The following is a 20789-nucleotide window of genomic DNA, read 5'->3' as shown; positions in this document are numbered from 1 at the left end:
AAGTTTGAGGTGAAATCATGTTAGATCAATATAAACGTAAAATAGATTATATGAGAATTTCCGTAACGGACCGCTGCAATCTGCGCTGTCGTTATTGTATGCCGGCAGATGGTATCGAGCAGATGGCTTGTAAGGATTTACTTTCCTATGAAGAGATTCTTCGCTTATGTCGGATTTTTGCGCAGCTCGGTATAAAGAAAATCAAGTTGACAGGAGGAGAACCCTTGGTGCGTTTGGGGATTTGCCATTTAATTCAACAAATTAAACAAATCAACGGTATTGAACAAGTGACGATTACCACCAATGGTGTATTGCTGCCTCAGATGGCCGAAGAACTGATTAAGACGGGTATTGATGGAATTAATATCAGTTTGGATACATTGCAGCGTGATAAATTTTTAGAATTGACTCGGCGGGACCAATTAGCGGATGTATTAGCCGGCATTGAACGGTTGATGGAACTCGGCTATAAGAATATCAAGATCAATTGTGTGCCAATTATGGAAATAAATGGCAATCAAATTGCGGGAATCGTCGGACTGGCTAAAAAGTATCCGCTTGTCGTGCGATTCATTGAATTGATGCCAATTGGCAATATAACAGGGTATACGGCCATTCACCGTGATTTCATTATGGAAACTTTGCAAAATCGTTATGGCGAATTGGTCCCTTATCAGAGCTCGCTTGGCAATGGTCCGGCAAGTTATTTCTCGCTGCCGAAATTTAAAGGAAAAATTGGTTTTATTGATGCGATCCATCACAAATTTTGTGAGGCATGCAATCGGGTGCGATTGACCTCCAATGGATTTATGAAGTTATGCCTGCAATATAATGTTGGCGTTGATTTGAAAGAAATGCTGCGCAGTGATGCCGATGATGCTTATGTAAAGCAGGTCATCAAAAAAAATATTTACAAAAAACCGCTGGAACATCATTTTTATGACGAAAGTGTTGCACAAATACGAGATGAACGCAATATGTTCCAAGTTGGTGGTTAAGATAGAGGAGCGATACAAAATGGGCAATGTAATGGCAGTATGTAAGAGTGAAAAAAAAGGTACACAAAAACAAAATATTGGTACCGGTTTTTTTAAAGTAGATCATGGTCTGGTGGGGGATGCTCATGCCGGAAACTGGCATCGTCAGGTGAGCCTGTTATCATTTGATAAAATAGAAGATTTTCGTGCTAAAGGTGCCGAGGTCGGTCACGGTGCTTTTGGGGAAAATCTTGTTGTGGCAGGTATCGATTTTAAAACATTGCCCATTGGCACACATTTGCGCTGCAATGAAGTTGAAATGGAAGTTACGCAAATCGGTAAAGAATGCCATTCACATTGTGAAATATACAAAGTAATGGGCGATTGTATTATGCCGCGGGAAGGCATCTTTGCAAAAATCTTGCATGAAGGTGAAATAACAGTTGGCGATACGTTACAGGTCGTTGAAGAATAGGAGGATCTTTTTATGTTTGAAGCGGCTATTATTACAGCCAGTGACAAAGGATCTAAAGGAGAGCGAGAAGATGTCAGTGGGCAGACAATCCGTGAAATCCTTATGGCGGCTGGCTACAAAATCCATAGTCAGAGCATTTTACCGGATGAAAAAGATGTATTGGCAGACAAAATGCGGGAGCTTATCAAACAGGATGTTGCCTTGATCTTAACAACGGGCGGAACGGGATTTTCGCAGCGTGACGTTACGCCGGAGGCAACGCTCGCGGTCATTGAACGGCATGTACCCGGTATTCCGGAAGCGATGCGCTATTTGAGCCTTCAGATAACGAAACGGGCGATGCTGAGCCGCGCTGTTGCGGGAATTTGTCAAAATACCTTACTTGTAAATTTGCCGGGAAGTCCGAAAGCGGTCAAAGAATGTTTGGGCTTTGTTTTACCGGAAATTGAGCATGGACTCAAAATTTTACGCGGTGAAGCAAGTGAATGTGCCAGAGTCTAAATAAAGTCGGTGCAATCACTCGATTTTAAAAGGAGGGCTGCTTATGGAGCTGGGGCTTATTATTCTGGCTGGTGGCAAAAGTTCGCGGATGGGGCGCAATAAAACTTGGTTAAACTGGCAGGGGCAAACTTTTTTAGAAAATATGATTCATAAAGCAAAAGACTATGGTTTTACGGATATCATTGTCGTTGCAAATGATGCGGCTGAACAATATAAAACGCTGCCCATCAAATTGACTAAGGATGTTTATGCTGACTGTGGACCTCTGGGTGGAATCCATGCCGGCCTGAGCTTCGGCAGCTTGTCCTATTACGTAGTGGTCTCATGTGACATGCCATTACTGGACTTTCACTTCGTAGAGGGACTTGCAGCCTATGCGGATGGAATAAATCAGGCAATCGTGCCGCTTACCAAAGAGCATCAACAACCTTTAGCTGCTATTTACCATCGAGATTGTGTTCCCGTCATTGTTCAACTCCTCGAACGAGGTAAACGGAAAATCGATTTGTTATTGCAAAACGTCGAAACGAAACGGGTACCGCTGTATGATTTTTCGCGAAGCTTTTTCAATGTGAATACACCGGAAGAACTGGTTATTGCCAAAGCCAAAGCCATGAATGGAAAACGCCGCATACCGATTGTTTCGATTGTTGCCGGTACCTCCGGCTCGGGTAAAACCACTTTTATAACGAAGCTTCTTCCGCTATTGAAACAAATGGGACTGCGCACGGCTGTTCTTAAAAGTGATGGACATGGTTTTGATCTCGATCATGAGGGCAAAGATACCTGGCAATTTAGTCAGGCTGGTGCCGAGGTGGTAGCGATTGTTTCACCGCAGCAATATGCAATTATTGCGAAGACACAAGAAAAAAAGAGTTTACTAGAAGTAGCCGCTAAAATCGATGCTGTGGATTTAATCTTGATTGAAAGTCGACACCATGGAGTCTTTCCTATACTAGAAATTTTTCGGGGCGATATCCATACTGAGTTGATTACGCCAAGGGAAGATTTAGCAGCGATTCTTACCAATCAGTTTCAGGCAGATACAAACATTAAGATATTACCACTCGACGAACCAGAAAAAACAGCGCTGTTTATTCAAAAATTGCTTTAAATAAAAATATATTTAGTGTAAATGAATCGGCTTTATCTCAGAATATCAGGGCAGAGGGCAGGCAATATAAAACTAAATTCATTTAAAAGGCAAAACCTTCATTTACAAGCTATCCAAAACAAGATATAATAAAAAGTAGACAGCGTTTCGTTATTCATATGGAACGTACCTGATGCGTGAATAAAGCGTGGCGACGGCCGCGCTTTTTATATTTATAAAGGCGCAAGAATGGAGTAAAAATTTTGAAAAAAGAAATACCAGTAAACAGAGGGAAAAAATATACAATTGATATCGTAAGTATGGGGCATAGCTGTGAAGGTGTCGGAAAATATGAAGATTTTACTGTTTTTGTGCCATATGCTTTGATCGGTGAAACCGTAGAAGTCGTAATTACTGAAGTGAAAAAAAGTTATGCCAAAGGAAATATCAAAAAGATAATTACGGCAAGTCCTCAGCGTGTGGCGGCAAAATGTGCGATTTATGATGCATGTGGTGGCTGTCAAATCCAGCACATTGATTATCAGGGACAACTTGATATAAAACATCAGCAGGTTGTAGACGCTTTGAAACATATTGGTAAGCAGTCGGAAATTTTGATCCATCCAACTTTAGGTGCGGAAAATCCTTGGAATTATCGCAATAAAATGCAATTTCCAATCGGTAAAAAAGATGATAAAGTTATTGTCGGTTGTTTTGCTCAAGGCTCACATACAATTGTTGATACCAAAAACTGCCTGATTCAAGATGAAGCAAACAATAAAATTGCTAATGTAGTTCGGGATATCATAAAAGAACTTGATATTAGTGTTTATGATGAAACGTTGCAAAAAGGTGTTTTGCGCCATGTAGTCGGCAGAGTAGGTACTGCCAGTGGTGAAGTTATGGTCGTACTCGTTATTACAACGAAAGTACTGCCAAAAGCAGATCAGTTTGTTAAACTTTTGGAAAAACGCATACCAAATCTGGTAAGTGTTATGCAAAACAGCAATCCAAATGATACCAATGTGGTTCTTGGAGAGCAGACGAAAAAACTTTGGGGCAAAGCAACCATTACGGACAAAATCGGTGATTTTGATTTCATGATTTCGGCGCGCTCATTTTTCCAGGTAAATACCAAGCAGGCCGAAGTTCTTTATAATAAAACATTAGAATATGCGAAGCTTACAGGTGTGGAAACCGTTCTTGATGCATATTGTGGTACAGGTACCATTACTCTCTTTTTAGCAAAACATGCGAAAAAAGTAATTGGTATTGAAATCGTTGCGCAGGCAATTCGTGATGCGAATAAAAATGCGAAAAACAATAACATTGACAATGTTAAATTCATTGTTGGTGATGCAACTGTCTTAATGCCTGATCTGCATAAAAGAGGCGTAACTCCAGACGTTATTGTAGTCGATCCACCTCGTGTGGGTTGCGAACAAAATGTACTGGAAATCTTCGCTCAGATGAATCCAGATCGTATTGTCTATGTTTCCTGTAACCCAGCCTCACTCGCTCGCGACGTGGCTATTTTAGATGAACTTGGTTATAAGGCAGTAGAAGTACAGCCGGTAGACATGTTTGCCCAGACGAGTCATGTGGAGAGTATTACGTTGCTACAACGAAAAATACCCGAAAATCCTTGATTTTCCGTACTTCCAGCCACATTTTCGCTTTAAGAAAAATAAGGATGGAGAGCTCAAAAAAGTGATTGAAGAGTTCATAAAAGTGGAAGTACGGTTACATCTGGTGTGAGTAGACACGTTAATTTTTATTAGGAGCAAGTGGATTAATTATTCTACAATAGCATAAGTGTTTAGTTTTAGACGTTTGATATTTGATAATATTGAACGTCTATTTTTTTATCCGTTTTTAGCGAAGGAGGAACAGAAAATGTTAAGGCAGGGCATGATTGAACGATTTAGAAAGGCTGCTCCAATGATTAGGAAACTTGTTGATGATTTGGCATGGATTCAGAACGAATTCAATCCGGAGAATGCAACAGAAGAGGAACGTACTTATGTGAAACATTTGCTGAGCTTAGGCAGTAATGCTTTCGATGAAAGCGATTGGCGTTTAAAGCAGATGTTTGCAGCTATAGGAAAGAAAGGGCGATTAGTCCGAAATTCAGCAGGTCGGTTCGAAATGGAAGGCACAGATATTGAATTCGCGTGTGGAAGCGGTTGTGAGGTTTATGTACCATATTTCTCGGATGAAGAAGAATGGATGACCTGGCTTCCAACGTCTATTGAATATAGTGAGGATTACTATTTTACGGAACGTCCAGATATGAAGATGGAAGATACGTTAGTAAGGATCAAGGGTAGATAAAAATGGGTATGAAAAAAGCGCTATCAGTTGGCCGCTGATAGCGCTTGACGTGAAAATTTGTTATAAACAAATCTCATTCTCTAAGATTAATTATAGCAGATTTTCGCTTGATTTGTATAGAAAAATTAAGCGAAAGGACTTGAAAAATTTATGAAAATATTTTCGTTCATCAACAAAAAAGGCGGCGTTGGCAAAACAACGATTACCGTTAATATGGCGTATGCCATAGCAGAAAGCTGTGATTTAAGAGTTTTGGTCATAGATAATGACGATCAAGGCAATGACTCGCAGTTCTTTGATGCAGATCCGGAAAAATCATTGGCAGATATCCTGTTAGGCAAGTCAGATATTCAGGAAGTTATCCAGCCTACGCGGTATCCCCAAATTGACATTGTTGCCAGCGGTGCCGCTTTACTGGATGCCAATGTGGCCGTCATAAAGGATGAAGAGATTGTGCAGCAAACCATTTTAAAAGAATCATTAAAACAGGTTGCTGAAAATTATGATGTTTGTCTTATTGATAATCCTCCGACAATTAATGCCTCTGTCATCAATGCCTTGGTAGCCAGTGATGAAGTTATTATTGTGACAACACCGGATATTTATGGCATTCGCGGCGTTTCGCAGATGGTCGACTATATAGAAGCAATTAAGGAATATAATACTGCACTACGATTTCGTGGCTGCCTTCTTAATAAATTTTCTTCTACCCCACATGGGTTCCGTTGCATTGATCTATTAGGAAGTCAATTCCCCTTATTTAGGACAAGAATTCGTTATACAAAAGACAAGCTGGAAGCGTCGGCAGAAGAAAGAAAATCTATTTTCGAGTATTCGCCCAATTGTGGCTTTGCACGGGATCTTGTGCAGTTTTTAAAAGAACTTTTAGCGGGGGAATGAAACGATGAAAAAACAGTCAGTAAGTTTAATTGCAAAGCTTTTAAATAAAAATTCTCAACCGGTGCAAGGCAGCAGTAGAAATGAGCTCCAAGCTACGGAAAAAATTATCATGCGAGACGTTCATGAACTAGTGCCAAATCCTAAAAATGAAATGTACAGTCTGGATAATATTGAAGAGCTGGCAATGATGATTCAGCTTACCCATAATATAGAGCCAATTATTTTAACGACGATGGATGATGGCAGATTTATGATTACCAGCGGCCATCGCCGCCGCTTGGCCCAGCTTTACCGCTTGGAGCAAGGTATGACAGATAATCAAATGGTCCCGACTATTACACGAGAAATTATCAATGATTTTGAGGATGCCATAACGGACGACGAAATGGAAACGCTAAATATCGTATTTCCGAATAAAGGGCAGCGCAGGAATCTAACTCCTTCGCAGGAAGCCGATGAAATTGCATTGATTAAGCCAATTATCAAGAAACTTTATGATTATCAGAAGGCGGCAGGAAATATTGACGGTAAGTTTCGGCCTTATTTTGCTAATATCCTTGGCATTTCGGAGACTTCCTTGCAGCGTAAAGAGGCCATACGGAAGGTTTCAGATGAAGTTAAAGTCGAGGTTGATGCAGGAAATATTACGGCTACAGCTGCAGCAGAATTGGCAAGTATGGATACTGAAGAGCAAAATTCGGTGCTTGAAGCAATTAAAGACCGGGGCGAAGACGTTACGGTGCAGGCGGTAAAAGAGGAAAAGAAAAAAGTCGTTGTGTCTAAAAATGACTTTACTCCTGTTGTAAAAGAGAGTCCAACAGAATGTGAATTAGAGGATGAAGGTCAGACAAAATTGTTTGGCCAAACGCAAAAAAACGATGCAGATAAAAATATAGCTGCAAAAATTTGGCTTCAGCAGGAGATTGCTGAGAAATTAAAAGACGCTGAACAACGGCTTTCCGTAGAAACTGCTGATAAAACAGAAGAAGAGTGTCAGGAGTGGCAGGCACGTGTCAAGGTTATAAAAGAGGTCTTGGACTATTTAGATGAATCTCATTGCCCGGAACGGTGCAAAGAATGTTGTGATGATTGTGATCGGCCCTGTGAGCATTCGAAAAACTTTCAAGTCGCAAATACCATGAATAATTAATGATCTGCAGTTGGGGGAGAGAAGAAAATGAGTAAATTATTGATCAATGAGTTTCCTTTGATGTGCCTGCCCAGCCTTGCAGTAAAAATCGGCTTGAATGAAGCGCTTTTTATACAGCAACTGCATTATTGGGTGGATCGCAGTAAAAATATTATCGATGGTCGGCAATGGGTATATAACACCATGGCGGACTGGTCAAAGCAATTTCCGTTTTGGTCGCAGAAGACTTTATCACGAACAATTTCAAATTTAGAAAAGCAAAAATTGGTTATATCTGGTAATTATAATCAAAAAGGATATGATCGCACAAAGTGGTACACGATTGATTATGTTGCGCTGGAACGGGTAGAGAAAGAGCAGCCGGAAGATCATGAAAAATCGGAGCCAGATGTATCCGGAAAAAATGATGATTTTGTTGATGACCAGTTCATAGGGACAAATTGTCCTCGTAAAGAAAATCAAGGGGTTACGGGTACTTTGGGCGATGATTCTGTTAGTGACCGATCCATAGAGACAAAATGTCCACATGAGGAAGATCAAGGGTCTGCAGATACTATGGGAGGTGCTTCCGTTAGTGACCAGTCCATAGGGACAAATTGTCCTTGTGAGGAAATTCAAGGCTTGCCGGGTTCTTTGGCGGAGAATGCCCAAAATGATTGTTTCATAGGGACAAGTTGTCCAAATCCATCCGGTCATTTTGTCCCTATGGAATCGGACAATCTGTCCTCACCAATACCAGAGAATAACAACAGAGAATTCTCAGAAAAAACAACAACAGACAGGAATGAGGAAACTGTTGTTGGAGATATGGTTAACATAAAATATTCACTGGATCGCTTACTTTTTGTAATGCCAAGCTATGGTATTATGCTTGCTACTGCAAAGAAATTTATTGCTGAATACGGTCTTGAGGCAGTTGAACAGCAATGGGAACTTTTGAAAAGGGCATTGCAAAAAGGGAAGATAAATAATCCTGCAGGTTGGCTGCATATGGCGTTGCGGGAAGGATATGTTGATGCTCCAGCTGCGTTTAAACAGCTTCAGGAGGAAAAGAAAGCTGCTATGCGAGAAAAAATGGCGGAGATAGAACGGCAACAAATAGTTGCTCTGGAACGAGAAGCAGAAGAGGAAGCAAATCAATTTGAAATTCCTGAAAATAGTCCATTTCACGCTTTTCTTGCAAAATATAAAAAAGAGTAGGATGAAAAGAGTCCGGTGTGAATGCCTGGAATTCAAGGTGTCCATTATGGACACCTTGACTGACTGTAGTCAAATTTAATCTTGGGGTAGGTGGGGGGCCAGCGTTGCCGTATAAAAACGACCGATTTTGCCCCTGCTTCTTAGGATACGTCGATTCGTTTGGGGGTCCATAATGGACACACGATTCGGTTTGTAATGATTTTTTATGGGGAAAATCAATGTGCTGGTCAAGGATGTGGATTGAATGAGGGTGGAGTTTATTGAAAATGGGAGAAGAATTATATCGACCAATCGCGGTGTATTCAAGGATAATGAGCTCATTTGGTATGATAATGCCTATGTTTTGAGTTTGAAATTTGATGAGGAAAAGGTCGAAATTGTGATAAAAAAAGATACCAAAAGCAGGAGGTGAAGTGCGATGAAGGCGGAAAAACCGATGGAAGATTACGGAATGGAACTAAATGAACAAGTGCTGACTGAGGAAGAGCAAGAGGAATTGGCGCAGGAATCCGATGAGGAAAACGCAAAACGTTAGGGGGTGAGGATATGGCGTTACCAGAGCATGTGCAAGAGCAGCGGAATGCTCTTGTGGAAAAAGTAATAAAAGATATTGAGGCAGGAAAGCCGTTCTTTTGGGATTCTGAGCACTTTGGCAGACCAGCGCATAATATGGCGCTTGGTGCATCCTATCGTGGGCTTAACCGTATGCGACTGATGATTGCAGTGGAGGACAAAGGTTATACAGATAGTCGTTGGTGCACCTATAAGCAGGCGCAGGAAAAAGGTTGGCAGGTCAAAAAAGGCGAAAAGGGAACGCATATTGAATGGTGGTCGAAATCCATTTCCGTCAAGGAATTAAATCCAGAAACGGGCGAAGAAGAGAAAAAACTTAAAGAGTTGGATCGTCCCATGGTTAAATTCTATACAGTATTCAATGCACAGCAAATGGAAGGGGTTCCGCCAGAGCATCGGTTGACCATTGATGAGAATGAGAAAAATAGATATATGGAAAATATGCTGAAAAACAGTGAGGCAAAAATTTTCTTTGATCAGAGCAATCGAAATTTTTATAGCCCTACGACAGATGAAATCCATGTATTGCCGCGAGAAATATTTAAGACCCTGGACGGCTTTTATGCGACTTGTGCGCATGAAATTGCCCATAGTACCGGACATTCTACCCGGATGAACCGGGATATGTTCAATTTTGAAAAAAGTGAATATGCCAAAGAAGAACTAAGGGCCGAGCTTGCCTCTACGTTTTTGCAGCAGGAATATGGGATTAAATTTGATGAAAAGCATTATGAGAATCATGCTGCATATTTGCAGTCTTGGGCCAAAGTTTTAAAAGATGATCCCAATGAATTGTATAGGGCAGCTTCTAAGGCACAAGAAATGACCGATTACATTGAGAAGAACATGCTATTGAAAGGACTTGAACAAGTGGCGCCAAAAACGTTGGAAAATGGTAAGGAAGTACTGGTTAGTAAAGAGGTCAAGGAAACGACAAAGGTATCACCGTTTCAGGAGATTGCGGATCGGGCAATGGAGAAGAAAAATCGACAGCAACGGAAACAAAAATTGCAAGTTTCGTTAAAGGATAAGCCAAAACAGACAGAATTGGCACGATGATGTAAGGGGGCCCATAATGGACACCTTTTGAATTTGAAGGGAGAAAATCGTTATGGAAAAAGATTTATGGCAGATGATAGATGAAGCCGATGCGCAGAATTATGGTAATCTTGGCAGTCAACTAAAACGGGATATGGAAAAAAGTGTACAGGCTAGGATTGATAAGTCCCCGGAAACCGTGTGCCGTGATATAAGTAAGGCCTCTGACAATTTGTATGAAAAGATGGATCAGTTTTCGCAGGCTGAGCAGGATTATGTACCATCGCCAGAAACTTGGTTGGAATATGAACCGAAACATGAGGCTATCAAGGAAAATTTGCAGAATTTACAGGCTGTGCAGGAAAACGCAAATTCTGAGAAAGACGTTATGGCTACTTCGGATAAAACGGTAGATTCTTTTCAACAGGCGAGTGTTTTTCTACAAATGGAATATGAAAAACTTATAGAGCGTGAGTGGCAGGTTCAGCGAGAAATGGAACAAATCAAAAATATTATTGAGCAGATACAGGAACAGACAAAAGGTAGTTCGCCAGAAAAAATGCAGAAATTAGTGGCTAGTAGCAAAAAGTTTGTTTCTGATATAGAAAATCTCCGCGCGGATATTCGTTGGCAAAAGCCGGTCATTGCGACTGCTTTATGGAAAGAGGCGCGAGAGCAGGTGAAACAAGTTTATACTGGTATTCAGGAAATGCCAGATAAAATAAAAACTGCAGTTCAAGATAAGGCCTATAGCATGGTAGATCAGGCTGTTCAAAAAACTTCTTCCATTTTTCATAAAGGTACTCAATATTTGCAGTTGAAGAAAGAAAGCATTTTAAATCTTTCACCACTGGAAAAGAAACGTCAGGCTGTAGAAAGAGGAACACAGGAAGAAAACCAAACAGTAGAGCAGCACCAAGTGGTTCAGCGTATATCTGAGCTAGTGAAGGGAAAAAGATTGCCATCCATTCAGGATAAGGATTTTGATAATAAAATTAGTATTAAAAAACCAAGAAAAGTGCTTTTTCGTGTTGAATCTAAAGCAAATATGCGTAATCAGGAACATGAACGGGAAAGATCTATCTGATTAACGTTTTATACAAACTAAAAGGATCTGTCGCATTTAATGTGATAGATCTTTTTAGGTTGTATAAAATTAAATGTTTTATGGTGGTATAATATTACAGTAAAAAGATTTAGGAAGTGATTATATTGAATATAGAAAATTATATTGAAATGCAATACCGCGAATTGCAATCGGATATTAATATTGAGTATCAAGACTTATATCATAATATTGAACATAACAAATTGAAAGGAATTCTTTCAACATTACATAGTATTTTTATTTCTACATATAAGGCAATGAATGATAGACTTCCTACAAATGAATATACAGCGCATTTTTTGGCTGCTCCTAGTAGAGAACTGTTGCGTGCCATTGATATTTCTACTGGTTTGCAAAGAACTTTAAAAGATAGTAAATTTGCATTTGATTTTGATTCATATTATGCAGACCTGATTGAGAAATCACAAAAATTTCTTAAAGGGAGTGGAGGAAGTGAAATTCCTTCGCATATGGAAAAAGTTGAACTGTATTATAGTTTGCCAATTTTTACTCTTGTAGATTCTGTAACCGTAGAAAGGTCTAGTGATGTAAAAACATTTTCATTACGGTTAGTTGGAGAGGGATCGTATGCAAAAGTATTTAAATATCAAGATCCATTTTATCAAACCTGGTTTGTTTTAAAACGTGCTAAGAAAGAGTTGAATGATAAAGAGGTGGCAAGATTTAAACAAGAATTTGAAGAAATGCAAAGGTTGAATTCTCCATATATAGTCAAGGTTTATCGTTATGACGAAATAGCCAATGAATATATTATGGAATTTATGGACTGTACATTAGAAAGATATATCAAGCAAAATAATAATAAGTTAGATATAGTGCAACGTAAGGGTATTGTAAATCAAGTATTGCGTGCGTTTCAATATATTCACTTAAAAGAGCGATTGCACAGGGATATTAGTCATAATAATATTTTATTAAAATTATATGATGATGTTCCTGTTGTTAAGATTGCTGATTTTGGCTTAGTCAAACGTCCTGATAGCACATTAACAACAGCTGGTACTGAATTTAAAGGTTCGTTTAATGATCCAACATTACGACTAGAAGGTTTTCAGAATTATAGCATGGTTCATGAAACCTATGCTTTAACATTGTTGGTTTATTTTATTATGACAGGCAAATTAAATACAGGCGAAATAAAAAATACCTCTCTTAGAGAATTTGTTAAAAAGGGAATGTTTCCTGATAAAGAAAAGCGATATCAATCCGTTGGTGAAATGACGGATTTTTTTCGAACACTAAATTATATTGGATAATTTATAAAAATAGGAAAGGAATCTGTAAATATGTTCGTAAAACAGTTTCATATGATTTATGCTCTACAGAATGGAAATCTGGTACATATATCAAATGTTTCTAATGGGTTAAAATGTGAATGTTTCTGTCCGGCTTGTAATGGAAAATTGATCGCCAAAAAAGGAAAAGTTATGATGCATCATTTTGCACATTATGACTCAGAAGAATGTAAATATGGATATGAAACATCATGGCATTTAGCAGCAAAACAAATGATAATGGAACATAAAAAAATTATGATTCCAGCTGTCTATCTTAATTTTCCAGGAAGCGGTAGGGAAAGAATATTGCTTTCGAAAGCAAAGGAAATCAAGGTTGATCAAGTGCTTTTAGAGCAGCGGCAGGAAAGTATTATTCCAGATGTTGTTTTGATTAGTGATCAGAAAAAAATATATGTAGAAATTTATGTTACACATGCTGTTGATACAGATAAGACATTGAAAATAAAAAATAGTGGAATATCAACAATAGAAATAGACTTAAGTGCTTATAAGCAAAGTTTAGAAAAAGAGGATTTGGGAAAAATTATCTTCGAAGATTCAGAACAGAAAAAATGGATTTACAATAGCTTTGAAAAAGAATGTCTACAAAAGTTTATAAGCGTAGCTAAGCCTATGCCAATTATTTCTCGTGGATATACTGAACATGTAGATTATTGTCCAATGAGCAGACGGAAATGGCATGGCAAGCCATATGCTAATTTTATAGATGATTGTTGTGGGTGTGAATTTTGTATCTCTGCAGCAGAAGATAAGATTTTTTGCTCAGCAGAAGCTGGGATAGCGGAGATGGAAGATTTTCGAAAAAATATGGAAGAGCGAAAGCTGTTTTATATGAATAAAGCTGACGATGAAAGATATGATTGTTTTTCAAAGAGAATTTGCCCCAATTGTGGAGGGAAACTTGTAGAGCGTATGGGGAGATATGGAGAGTTTTGGGGCTGTGACAATTATCCGCATTGTAGATTTACAGTAAATATTGATAAAGAGACAGGTGAAATTATCATAAAATCATGATTAACAAATTTTCAAAGTCTTGTTACGTAGGATATTGATTTTACTAAGTAGGAGGAATGTATATGTTGCTTTTAGATGTTCCTTATGGGGAAAAAGATACTGTAAAGGCTTTAGGTGCTAAATGGAATCCTGAAATAAAACGCTGGTATGTAAAGAATCGTTCTGATTATTATAAGTTTTTAAAATGGATTCTTAACAAAACTAATAATGGAGAAATAGAATTTCTTTGTGATTATATATACATTGTGGAAAGTAAACAAATCTGCTATAAATGTCGGCAGGAAACTCCTGTTATTTGCTTTGGTGTAGAACGCTCTTTTTGCCTTGATTACGAAAGTTATTATGACGAAGATAATAACTTACTTAATCAAAGTGAGACTGAATCAGTTGAATTTGATAATGAAATTCATATAATGCCTGCATTTTCTCCAATTCCAGAAAGTTTATTAAAGTATTTGGAGCAACATTTTCATTATCATATGGGTTATTCAAATTTTCGTGGGTGTAGTTATCTGGCGAATCATTGCCATCGTTGTGGTAAACTTCAGGGAAATCATTTCTTATTTGATGAGCCGGAGAGTCCTTTTTATATTGATTCTGCAAAAGCTGCAGCACAATTAAAGCTATACCAAATCTTTCTGCCTTATGATTTACCAGTATATGCAGAAATTACCTTTGGTTCTGAAGATATGTATATAAAAAAATGTGCTCCAATTTATCGTTTAGATATTCATACCAATAAAGTAGAATTAGAATCAGAACCTGTAATTTCTTTAGATGAAATTCTTAACCTCTCTTCAGGTACATATTTCTCTATAAAATAAATTATGTTTATATAAAAAATATAGAGATCACTTCCAAGGATAGTATAGTTTGGATCTGTGGAAGTGGTCTCTATCTATAAAAAAAGTTTTTTAAAAATTTATTTAATACGACATAGCCCAAGCCCCAATGGTAAAATAAAGTAAAGGCAATATTAATTATTTAATTATTAATAATTTTAGGAGCGCAATAATGATTAATCTTAAAATACTTCCTGCACAATATGGTGATTGCTTTTTATTATCAGTAAAAGATGATGGTAGGACATTCAATGTATTAATAGATGGTGGACTAGGAATAACATATGAAAAATTTTTGAGGAATGAGTTGAGAAGTATTGCAACTCAAAATCAAAAAATTGATTTAATGATATGCACACATATTGATGCGGACCATATTAATGGGTTAATTGCATTTTTAAGAGAAAATAACATTAAAAAATTTATAGATGTTGAAAATATATGGTTTAATGGTTTTGAGCAAATTGTAAATAGGTTTTATTTAGATTCAAAAAACATACCGTTAAAAGATGATGTAACAATAATAGATGAAATAAATAGAAAAGGTTATGAAGATGAATTTGCTAAGAAGGAAGACGTTGGCCCAGTTGAAGGAGTAGCTTTTTCAAGCCTAATTGAATATGGAAGATACAATCAAAACATAGTTTCATCAGGAGGGCCAATTACTAATCGATTAGGTGTGATAAATGTTTCTGAAAATATCAAAATTAACATTATTAGTCCATGTCCAGAAACCTTATGCGAATTAGAAAAAGAATGGCTTAATGAATTAGCAGCAAAAGGCTTTCAATTTAGCATTGCTAACAAAACAAAAATGGTTTCCTCATTTGAGTTTTTGATTTCTAGAATAAAAAGGTATTATGAAAAAAATAGAATCGATATTTCTGCAATGGATTGCTTAGAAAATTATAAAAGTGATTTAGAAAAAGTTGATACATCAATTGTAAATAATAGTTCAATTGTATTTGTCTTAGAAGCATACGGAAAAAAACTATTGTTTATGGGAGATTCAGTGGTTAAAGAAGAAAATGAATGTAAAATTATTCAAAGCTTACTAAAAGCATACGGAAACGACGTAATATTTGATCTTATAAAATTGCCACATCATGGGAGTTGCTATAATATTAGTAATGATTTTATAGAATGTATAAAATCAAAAGAATACATTGTTTCGTCAAATTCTGAAAAATTTGGGCATCCAGATATGGATGTTATTGCTAATATCATTTTAAAAAGTAAAGTGATTGATAAAATAATGACGTTTAATTATCCAGTTAAGCAAGCGAATTTTATTTTAAATGAAAGTTGGAAGCAGAAATATAGATACAAAACTATTTTTGGAACTGGAACTAATATTATTGAGAGGAAGTATTAAAACATGAAACTTGATATATCTGAATTTACAGGGAAAATTACTGAAAATGAAGTGTTTGTTGGTTCAGGTTTTTTGATAGATGCAAAATGCTTTATTACTGCAAGACATAACTTAATAAGTCCACTTCAAGATGAAGTGGACGAAAAATGGGTATCCGTTGATATTGGTCGTGGAAAAACAGTTAGGGGAAAGACGCTAAATCTAAAACAAGCTTATGAGAAAAATATCGATTGCGTTTTTATTTGTCTAGAAGATGAAGTGTTAGATACTACTTTTACTAAAATAGTAATTCCAACGTCCGCTACTGTTGGCTTAAATTACGCTATTTATGGATATCCTAAAGAACGTGTTGAAGGCATAGAAATAAAGGGTACAGTAGCTTCGGATGCGGAAGCAAGAAGTATAGATTTTGTGTTAAATGTTGATAAGATCGATAAACTACAGAGCTATAAAGGTTTATCTGGAGCACCAATAGTAATCAATGGATTTATTGTAGGGATAGTTTTGCAACAAGAAACAAGTGAACAGTTATATGGTATTTCCTTCAAACGAATAAAAGAAAGCTTTCCTAAATTTGTACAAACAACTGAAGAAAAAGAGCTTAAGAAAGTTACTTTTGCAAAAAATATAAGTTTAGAAGAGAAACTCAATTTTAATTTTTTTCAAACGCATATTGAAGAAGCTACCAGAATTGCAGGTCCACGCTATACTAAAGAGTTAACTATTGAAAATAAAACACTCAATGATTTAATGATATTTTCCCAAGAAAAAATGATAATAGATAATTTTAAGGCATTAATTGAAAAACTAGAAGAGTATCCTAAAAGATTAGCCGCGTGTTTTGAAGAAGAGCGTTACACAAAGGCAATGTTATTTAGCCAAGAATCATATATGGCGATAGAAGGCTCGAAAAAATTTATTAGAGAATCATTAGGACAGTTTCGTAAAATTGTACAAGAGGGTATTTCGTTTGAAGCGGCCAGCTTTTTTGAGAATTTAGATACAGTGATAAATGATTTAATTAAAGAACTAGAGAGTGTTTTTGCAAGAGAAGTTGAAATTTTTGAATCTAAAAATGGTGTTGGTACTTATAATAATCAAAATTGGCGTGGATGGATGGCGGCATATCAATGTGAATTTCCTTGTGCTAACTTGGACACAATAAAAGAAATGATCGTTATATTGAAGAAAGTAATAGAATCTTTTCGAACAAATCCAGTAAAACTATATTTTTCAAATAACCTATTGCTTTCTGGAAAAGGGGGGATAGGGAAAACTCATAGTATGTGTGATTTAGTTTGGCATAATATACAAGAAGGAACACCAAGTTTACTGTTTTTTGGGCAATATTTCAAAAATATGTCCCCTGAAGAAACCATTTTGGAGAAGCTTTCATTGAAAGAGGTTAATTTTGATGAATTGTTGTACTATCTGGATTTAGTAGGCGATAGATTGGGAACCCCGATAATTATATGCATAGACGCATTGAATGAGACTACAGACAAAACTTACTGGAATAGCTATTTAAACTCCTTGATAGAAGATATAAAAAAATATAAAAATATAAAACTCATCATCACATGTAGAACAATTTATTTGTCTGAAGTATTAAGTGAAGAAATTATTAGTAAGTTTGTACAAATAGAACATACCGGATTTGTAGGTGTGGAGTCTCAGGCCATTGAGGCGTTTTTCAAATATTATGATTTAAAGATACCATCAGCGGATAAAATGCAGGTAGAGTATACAAATCCACTATTCTTAAAATTATATTGTGAAACATTAGTTGATACAAAAGAAGCCGAACAAGTTTTAGACATTGATGGATTTGGAGATTTAATAGAGCGATTTTTAAGAGTTAAAAATGAAAAAATCTCCAAAAAATTTTCAGATTATATTTCTCCTAGAGAAAATATAATTTTGGGATGCATTGATATAATAGGAAAGAATATGTATAGAGAAAAAACAAATGCATTAAGCTGGAGTAAAATTAAAGAATCAATTACATGTGAACTTCAAAATAAAGGTATAACCGATAGTAGTTTGTCGAAGCAATTATTAGATGAACTTATCGCTGAACATATACTTAAGGAAAGTAGCGGTATAGATAATACAATTTCTTTTTCATTTGAACGTTTTTATGACTATGTTATAGCAAAGAATATTTTTGATAGAAATCATGAAGAAGTGTTAGAAGAAATTGAAAATTTATTCAAAAACTTAGCAAATTATAGAGGTGTACTAGAGATTGTAGCAATTCTTTATAAAGAGAAATACGATAAGGAATTGGAAACATTTTTTAGAGAAGGAGCAGAGGAAAGAAAGAAAATTTGGTTAAAATCATTAGCGTGGCGAAAATCAAAACATATAGATATTACTGTGAAAGAAACGGTGTTGAACATATTATTATATCAAGCAGAATTCGCAAAAGATGCCTTGATGACAATGCTTGAACTTTCTTTAAAAAAGAATATTTCTATAAATGCAGATTGTTTACATGGATTACTGCAACAGCAGCAAATGGTTCATCGAGATTTATTTTTAGGATATGTTATGTTAAAAGCTCATGAGAAACATACTATAATTAATAGGTTACTTAAAAATGCTATATATATTGAGAATGCAAAGGTTGAGGTTGATATTGTAAAAATGTGGGAATTGGCTTTGGGCTGGTTTACTTGCTTAAATGATATTTATACAAGAGATTTAGCTAGTAAAGGACTAGTAAATCTTTTAAAAATATATCCAGAAACTATATTTTATTTGATAGATAGTTTTTCAAAAGTGAATGATGAGTATATTCAAGAACGAATCTGGGGAGCTATTAATGCATCACTTATCCTAAATAATAATAAGGAAAAACTTGTTGAAGTAACGCAATATATTTATAAGAATTTTGTTCAACCTAAAAATTTTCCTGTTAACGTAATGATAAGAGATTATCTGAGAAATATAGGAGAGTTTGCTCAATATAAGAGTTGTTTAGAATATAATATTAATGAATTTAGGCCGCCATATGAAAGCTCGAAGGTCAAAAAAATGAGCAGTAATTATATAAAGCGTATTAAAGAAAGATATCCTCGATTATATTGGAATTGCACAAAAAGTGATTTTGCAATATATACTATTCCAGAATATGTAGGAGATTATGGTTTTAGCAAAGAAGAAATAGGGAATATGATTTATAATGAAATAATTGAAATAGGGTATTCGAAAAAGCATGAAGAATTGGATGGATATATTGATTACACCTATGGGGCTCTTCGGAATAGGGATGGAAGTGTTGAAAGAATTGGTAAAAAATATCAAAAAATTGCATTGTATAGAGTTTTAGGAAGCATAATTGATAATTATGAATTTAAATCTCGACATAGATACGATGATGAACCGGAAATAATACCTAAAGAACAGGGCAATGGTTTAAGAAAAATAGATTTAAGTTGTATACCGTACACTGAGGATGGGGAGTTCGTAGGAACAGAATTTAAATATGATTTTAGGAGAACAAACAAACTATCATATATGGATTGGTTTTCTAAAGATGATATAAAAAATGAAATAAAAACAGTTATGGAAACAGAGTTTAACAATCAAAAATACTTATTGTTAAAAGGCTATTTTAGCACTTCTTTCAGTGAAAACGTATTAGAAAAATATCCGATGAGAGAAGTTTGGATGCATGTATATAGTTTTCTAGTAAAAAATGAGGATTTAGCAGAAATCAAAAAATGGATAAAAGAAGATGTCCCAAATAGTGAATGGTTATCTCATGGAGACTCTAGTTTTTATGAAGGGTGGGTTGCTGAATATCCATGGTCAGCCTCTTATGTAAATGTTTTAGATTATTATGATGAGGCTCATGGTGGTTTTGGAAGTAATAAAATCCCTGTGAAAATAATTCCAACAGTAAACGATTATAACAATGAAAAAGACTCGCCGTTTCTTCCGTTTGATATTGGAGGTCGACTTTTATTGCCCTGCCGAAAATTTTTTGATGATTTGCAGTTGGTTTGGGATGGTAAAAATCAATTTTTAAGCCAATTAGAATCTGCATTTATTAATGGAAAAAACAAAGGGGGAGATTTATTTATTAATCAAGAAATTTTAGATAAGTATCTTAACCAACATGGACTATCATTAATATGGGTGACGAGAGGAGAAAAGCAAGTTATTACAGGAAATTCAAACTTTGAAGGTAGGGCAGAATTTAGCGAAAGTTATGTTTATGAAGAAAATAGCATTGTCGAAAATCACTACTATGTTGATATTCTTAAGCCACATTGCTAAAAATCGTACTTAAGTGAATATTTCGCTCAGATGAGTCCACTAAAACGGCGGGCATGAGGCCAACTTGGTGGGCAAAACAAGGCCAGGTTCACGCAGATAGGGCCACATCACAGCAAATCATTGGCAGACGGTAGTTTTCAATAAGTGGCTTTACTTGCTAAAGCGCTATAAGGCCATTACCCCTTAACTATTGCTTTTCCAGAGTAAGGAAGGAGTATGCATGCGATAGCGTGAATGCTCCTTCCTTACTCTGGAAATCATACTTTGAGGGGGCGTATTTTATCTTACTCTTGCAGCCTTTTCTCTTTCTCATGGAGTCCCTACCTTCAATAATAATCTTGTAGGAGTTGTAGATAATTCGATCATGAAAAGGAACGGTCTGGTATGTCAACACTTTATTAGACAGTTATTTTGAGGTGTGCACATTTGTAGTCTATTGGGCTTAAATAGCCTAATGTTGAATGAATTCTTTTGCTGTTAAACCAATGGACGTAGCATTTTAGTTTTTGATTTAATTCACCAAGATTTTCAAAGTGATAATTACGAACAAATTCTGTCTTAATAATTTTGAACGTAGCTTCGGCTACGGCATTGTCATAGGGG

General features: G+C 36.1%; 17 protein-coding genes. 16 read left to right on the top strand and 1 reads right to left on the bottom strand.

Annotated elements, in window-relative coordinates; genetic code table 11:
- The first annotated feature begins 17 nt into the window (after window positions 1-17).
- The 16 genes from moaA (at window position 18) to F606_RS0107795 (ending at window position 20186) form a co-directional block, all read left to right on the top strand.
- Window positions 18-998, top strand: coding sequence for a GTP 3',8-cyclase MoaA (gene moaA, locus F606_RS0107880; protein ID WP_019553338.1), 981 nt, complete (start codon window positions 18-20; stop codon window positions 996-998).
- A 19-nt stretch (window positions 999-1017) separates the two neighbouring features.
- On the top strand, window positions 1018-1452 hold the full coding sequence (locus tag F606_RS23945; protein ID WP_019553337.1) for an MOSC domain-containing protein: 435 nt from the start codon (window positions 1018-1020) through the stop codon (window positions 1450-1452).
- A gap of 12 nt (window positions 1453-1464) precedes the next feature.
- The gene (locus F606_RS23940; protein WP_019553336.1) at window positions 1465-1953 is read left to right on the top strand and encodes a MogA/MoaB family molybdenum cofactor biosynthesis protein; all 489 of its coding nucleotides are present in this window, start codon (window positions 1465-1467) and stop codon (window positions 1951-1953) included.
- Window positions 1954-1996: 43 nt separating this feature from the next.
- Window positions 1997-3067, top strand: coding sequence for a molybdopterin-guanine dinucleotide biosynthesis protein B (mobB, locus tag F606_RS20775; RefSeq protein WP_019553335.1), 1071 nt, complete (start codon window positions 1997-1999; stop codon window positions 3065-3067).
- A gap of 242 nt (window positions 3068-3309) precedes the next feature.
- Complete coding sequence (gene rlmD, locus F606_RS0107860; protein ID WP_019553334.1) at window positions 3310-4695, top strand: 23S rRNA (uracil(1939)-C(5))-methyltransferase RlmD; 1386 nt, start codon at window positions 3310-3312, stop codon at window positions 4693-4695.
- Between the two features lie 166 nt (window positions 4696-4861).
- Window positions 4862-5380, top strand: a complete 519-nt coding sequence (locus F606_RS0107855; RefSeq protein ID WP_245542099.1) for a DUF5348 domain-containing protein — start codon at window positions 4862-4864, stop codon at window positions 5378-5380.
- Window positions 5381-5530: 150 nt separating this feature from the next.
- Window positions 5531-6280, top strand: a complete 750-nt coding sequence (locus F606_RS0107850; protein ID WP_019553332.1) for a ParA family protein — start codon at window positions 5531-5533, stop codon at window positions 6278-6280.
- 4 nt (window positions 6281-6284) lie between these two features.
- On the top strand, window positions 6285-7430 hold the full coding sequence (locus F606_RS0107845; protein ID WP_019553331.1) for a ParB/RepB/Spo0J family partition protein: 1146 nt from the start codon (window positions 6285-6287) through the stop codon (window positions 7428-7430).
- A 27-nt stretch (window positions 7431-7457) separates the two neighbouring features.
- Window positions 7458-8630, top strand: coding sequence for a hypothetical protein (locus F606_RS22265; RefSeq protein ID WP_019553330.1), 1173 nt, complete (start codon window positions 7458-7460; stop codon window positions 8628-8630).
- Window positions 8631-9176: 546 nt separating this feature from the next.
- Window positions 9177-10262 carry an ArdC family protein gene (locus tag F606_RS20765; RefSeq protein ID WP_019553327.1) on the top strand — a complete coding sequence of 362 codons (1086 nt, stop codon included), beginning with the start codon at window positions 9177-9179 and terminating at the stop codon, window positions 10260-10262.
- Between the two features lie 52 nt (window positions 10263-10314).
- Window positions 10315-11328 carry a hypothetical protein gene (locus tag F606_RS0107820; RefSeq protein WP_019553326.1) on the top strand — a complete coding sequence of 338 codons (1014 nt, stop codon included), beginning with the start codon at window positions 10315-10317 and terminating at the stop codon, window positions 11326-11328.
- A 125-nt stretch (window positions 11329-11453) separates the two neighbouring features.
- On the top strand, window positions 11454-12626 hold the full coding sequence (locus F606_RS0107815; RefSeq protein ID WP_019553325.1) for a serine/threonine protein kinase: 1173 nt from the start codon (window positions 11454-11456) through the stop codon (window positions 12624-12626).
- Window positions 12627-12656: 30 nt separating this feature from the next.
- Window positions 12657-13682 (top strand): topoisomerase DNA-binding C4 zinc finger domain-containing protein, encoded by a 1026-nt coding sequence (locus tag F606_RS23160; RefSeq protein WP_019553324.1) that lies wholly within the window; start codon window positions 12657-12659, stop codon window positions 13680-13682.
- Window positions 13683-13744: 62 nt separating this feature from the next.
- Window positions 13745-14506 (top strand): DUF5710 domain-containing protein, encoded by a 762-nt coding sequence (locus tag F606_RS22260; protein WP_019553323.1) that lies wholly within the window; start codon window positions 13745-13747, stop codon window positions 14504-14506.
- 190 nt (window positions 14507-14696) lie between these two features.
- Window positions 14697-15899 (top strand): MBL fold metallo-hydrolase, encoded by a 1203-nt coding sequence (locus tag F606_RS0107800; protein ID WP_019553322.1) that lies wholly within the window; start codon window positions 14697-14699, stop codon window positions 15897-15899.
- A gap of 3 nt (window positions 15900-15902) precedes the next feature.
- Complete coding sequence (locus F606_RS0107795) at window positions 15903-20186, top strand: S1 family serine peptidase (protein WP_019553321.1); 4284 nt, start codon at window positions 15903-15905, stop codon at window positions 20184-20186.
- Between the two features lie 398 nt (window positions 20187-20584).
- Here the strand turns inward: F606_RS0107795 and F606_RS0107790 are convergent.
- A partial coding sequence (locus F606_RS0107790) for an IS3 family transposase (protein ID WP_019553320.1) occupies window positions 20585-20789 on the bottom strand: 205 nt, incomplete at its 5' end.

The sequence above is a fragment of the Propionispira raffinosivorans DSM 20765 genome, from assembly GCF_000381065.1.
GTDB classification, from domain to species: Bacteria; Bacillota; Negativicutes; order Selenomonadales; family Selenomonadaceae; genus Propionispira; species Propionispira raffinosivorans.
This window is presented reverse-complemented; position numbering and strand designations above follow the sequence as displayed.

What these genes read in the sequence shown, in the direction of transcription:
- F606_RS23940 (WP_019553336.1), top strand. Translation starts at nt 1,465, where the DNA reads ATGTTTGAAGCGGCTATTATTACAGCCAGTGACAAAGGATCTAAAGGA.
- F606_RS23160 (WP_019553324.1), top strand. Translation starts at nt 12,657, where the DNA reads ATGTTCGTAAAACAGTTTCATATGATTTATGCTCTACAGAATGGAAAT.
- F606_RS0107850 (WP_019553332.1), top strand. Translation starts at nt 5,531, where the DNA reads ATGAAAATATTTTCGTTCATCAACAAAAAAGGCGGCGTTGGCAAAACA.
- F606_RS20765 (WP_019553327.1), top strand. Translation starts at nt 9,177, where the DNA reads ATGGCGTTACCAGAGCATGTGCAAGAGCAGCGGAATGCTCTTGTGGAA.
- mobB (WP_019553335.1), top strand. Translation starts at nt 1,997, where the DNA reads ATGGAGCTGGGGCTTATTATTCTGGCTGGTGGCAAAAGTTCGCGGATG.
- F606_RS0107820 (WP_019553326.1), top strand. Translation starts at nt 10,315, where the DNA reads ATGGAAAAAGATTTATGGCAGATGATAGATGAAGCCGATGCGCAGAAT.
- F606_RS0107800 (WP_019553322.1), top strand. Translation starts at nt 14,697, where the DNA reads ATGATTAATCTTAAAATACTTCCTGCACAATATGGTGATTGCTTTTTA.
- F606_RS22265 (WP_019553330.1), top strand. Translation starts at nt 7,458, where the DNA reads ATGAGTAAATTATTGATCAATGAGTTTCCTTTGATGTGCCTGCCCAGC.
- F606_RS22260 (WP_019553323.1), top strand. Translation starts at nt 13,745, where the DNA reads ATGTTGCTTTTAGATGTTCCTTATGGGGAAAAAGATACTGTAAAGGCT.
- F606_RS0107795 (WP_019553321.1), top strand. Translation starts at nt 15,903, where the DNA reads ATGAAACTTGATATATCTGAATTTACAGGGAAAATTACTGAAAATGAA.
- F606_RS23945 (WP_019553337.1), top strand. Translation starts at nt 1,018, where the DNA reads ATGGGCAATGTAATGGCAGTATGTAAGAGTGAAAAAAAAGGTACACAA.
- F606_RS0107845 (WP_019553331.1), top strand. Translation starts at nt 6,285, where the DNA reads ATGAAAAAACAGTCAGTAAGTTTAATTGCAAAGCTTTTAAATAAAAAT.
- moaA (WP_019553338.1), top strand. Translation starts at nt 18, where the DNA reads ATGTTAGATCAATATAAACGTAAAATAGATTATATGAGAATTTCCGTA.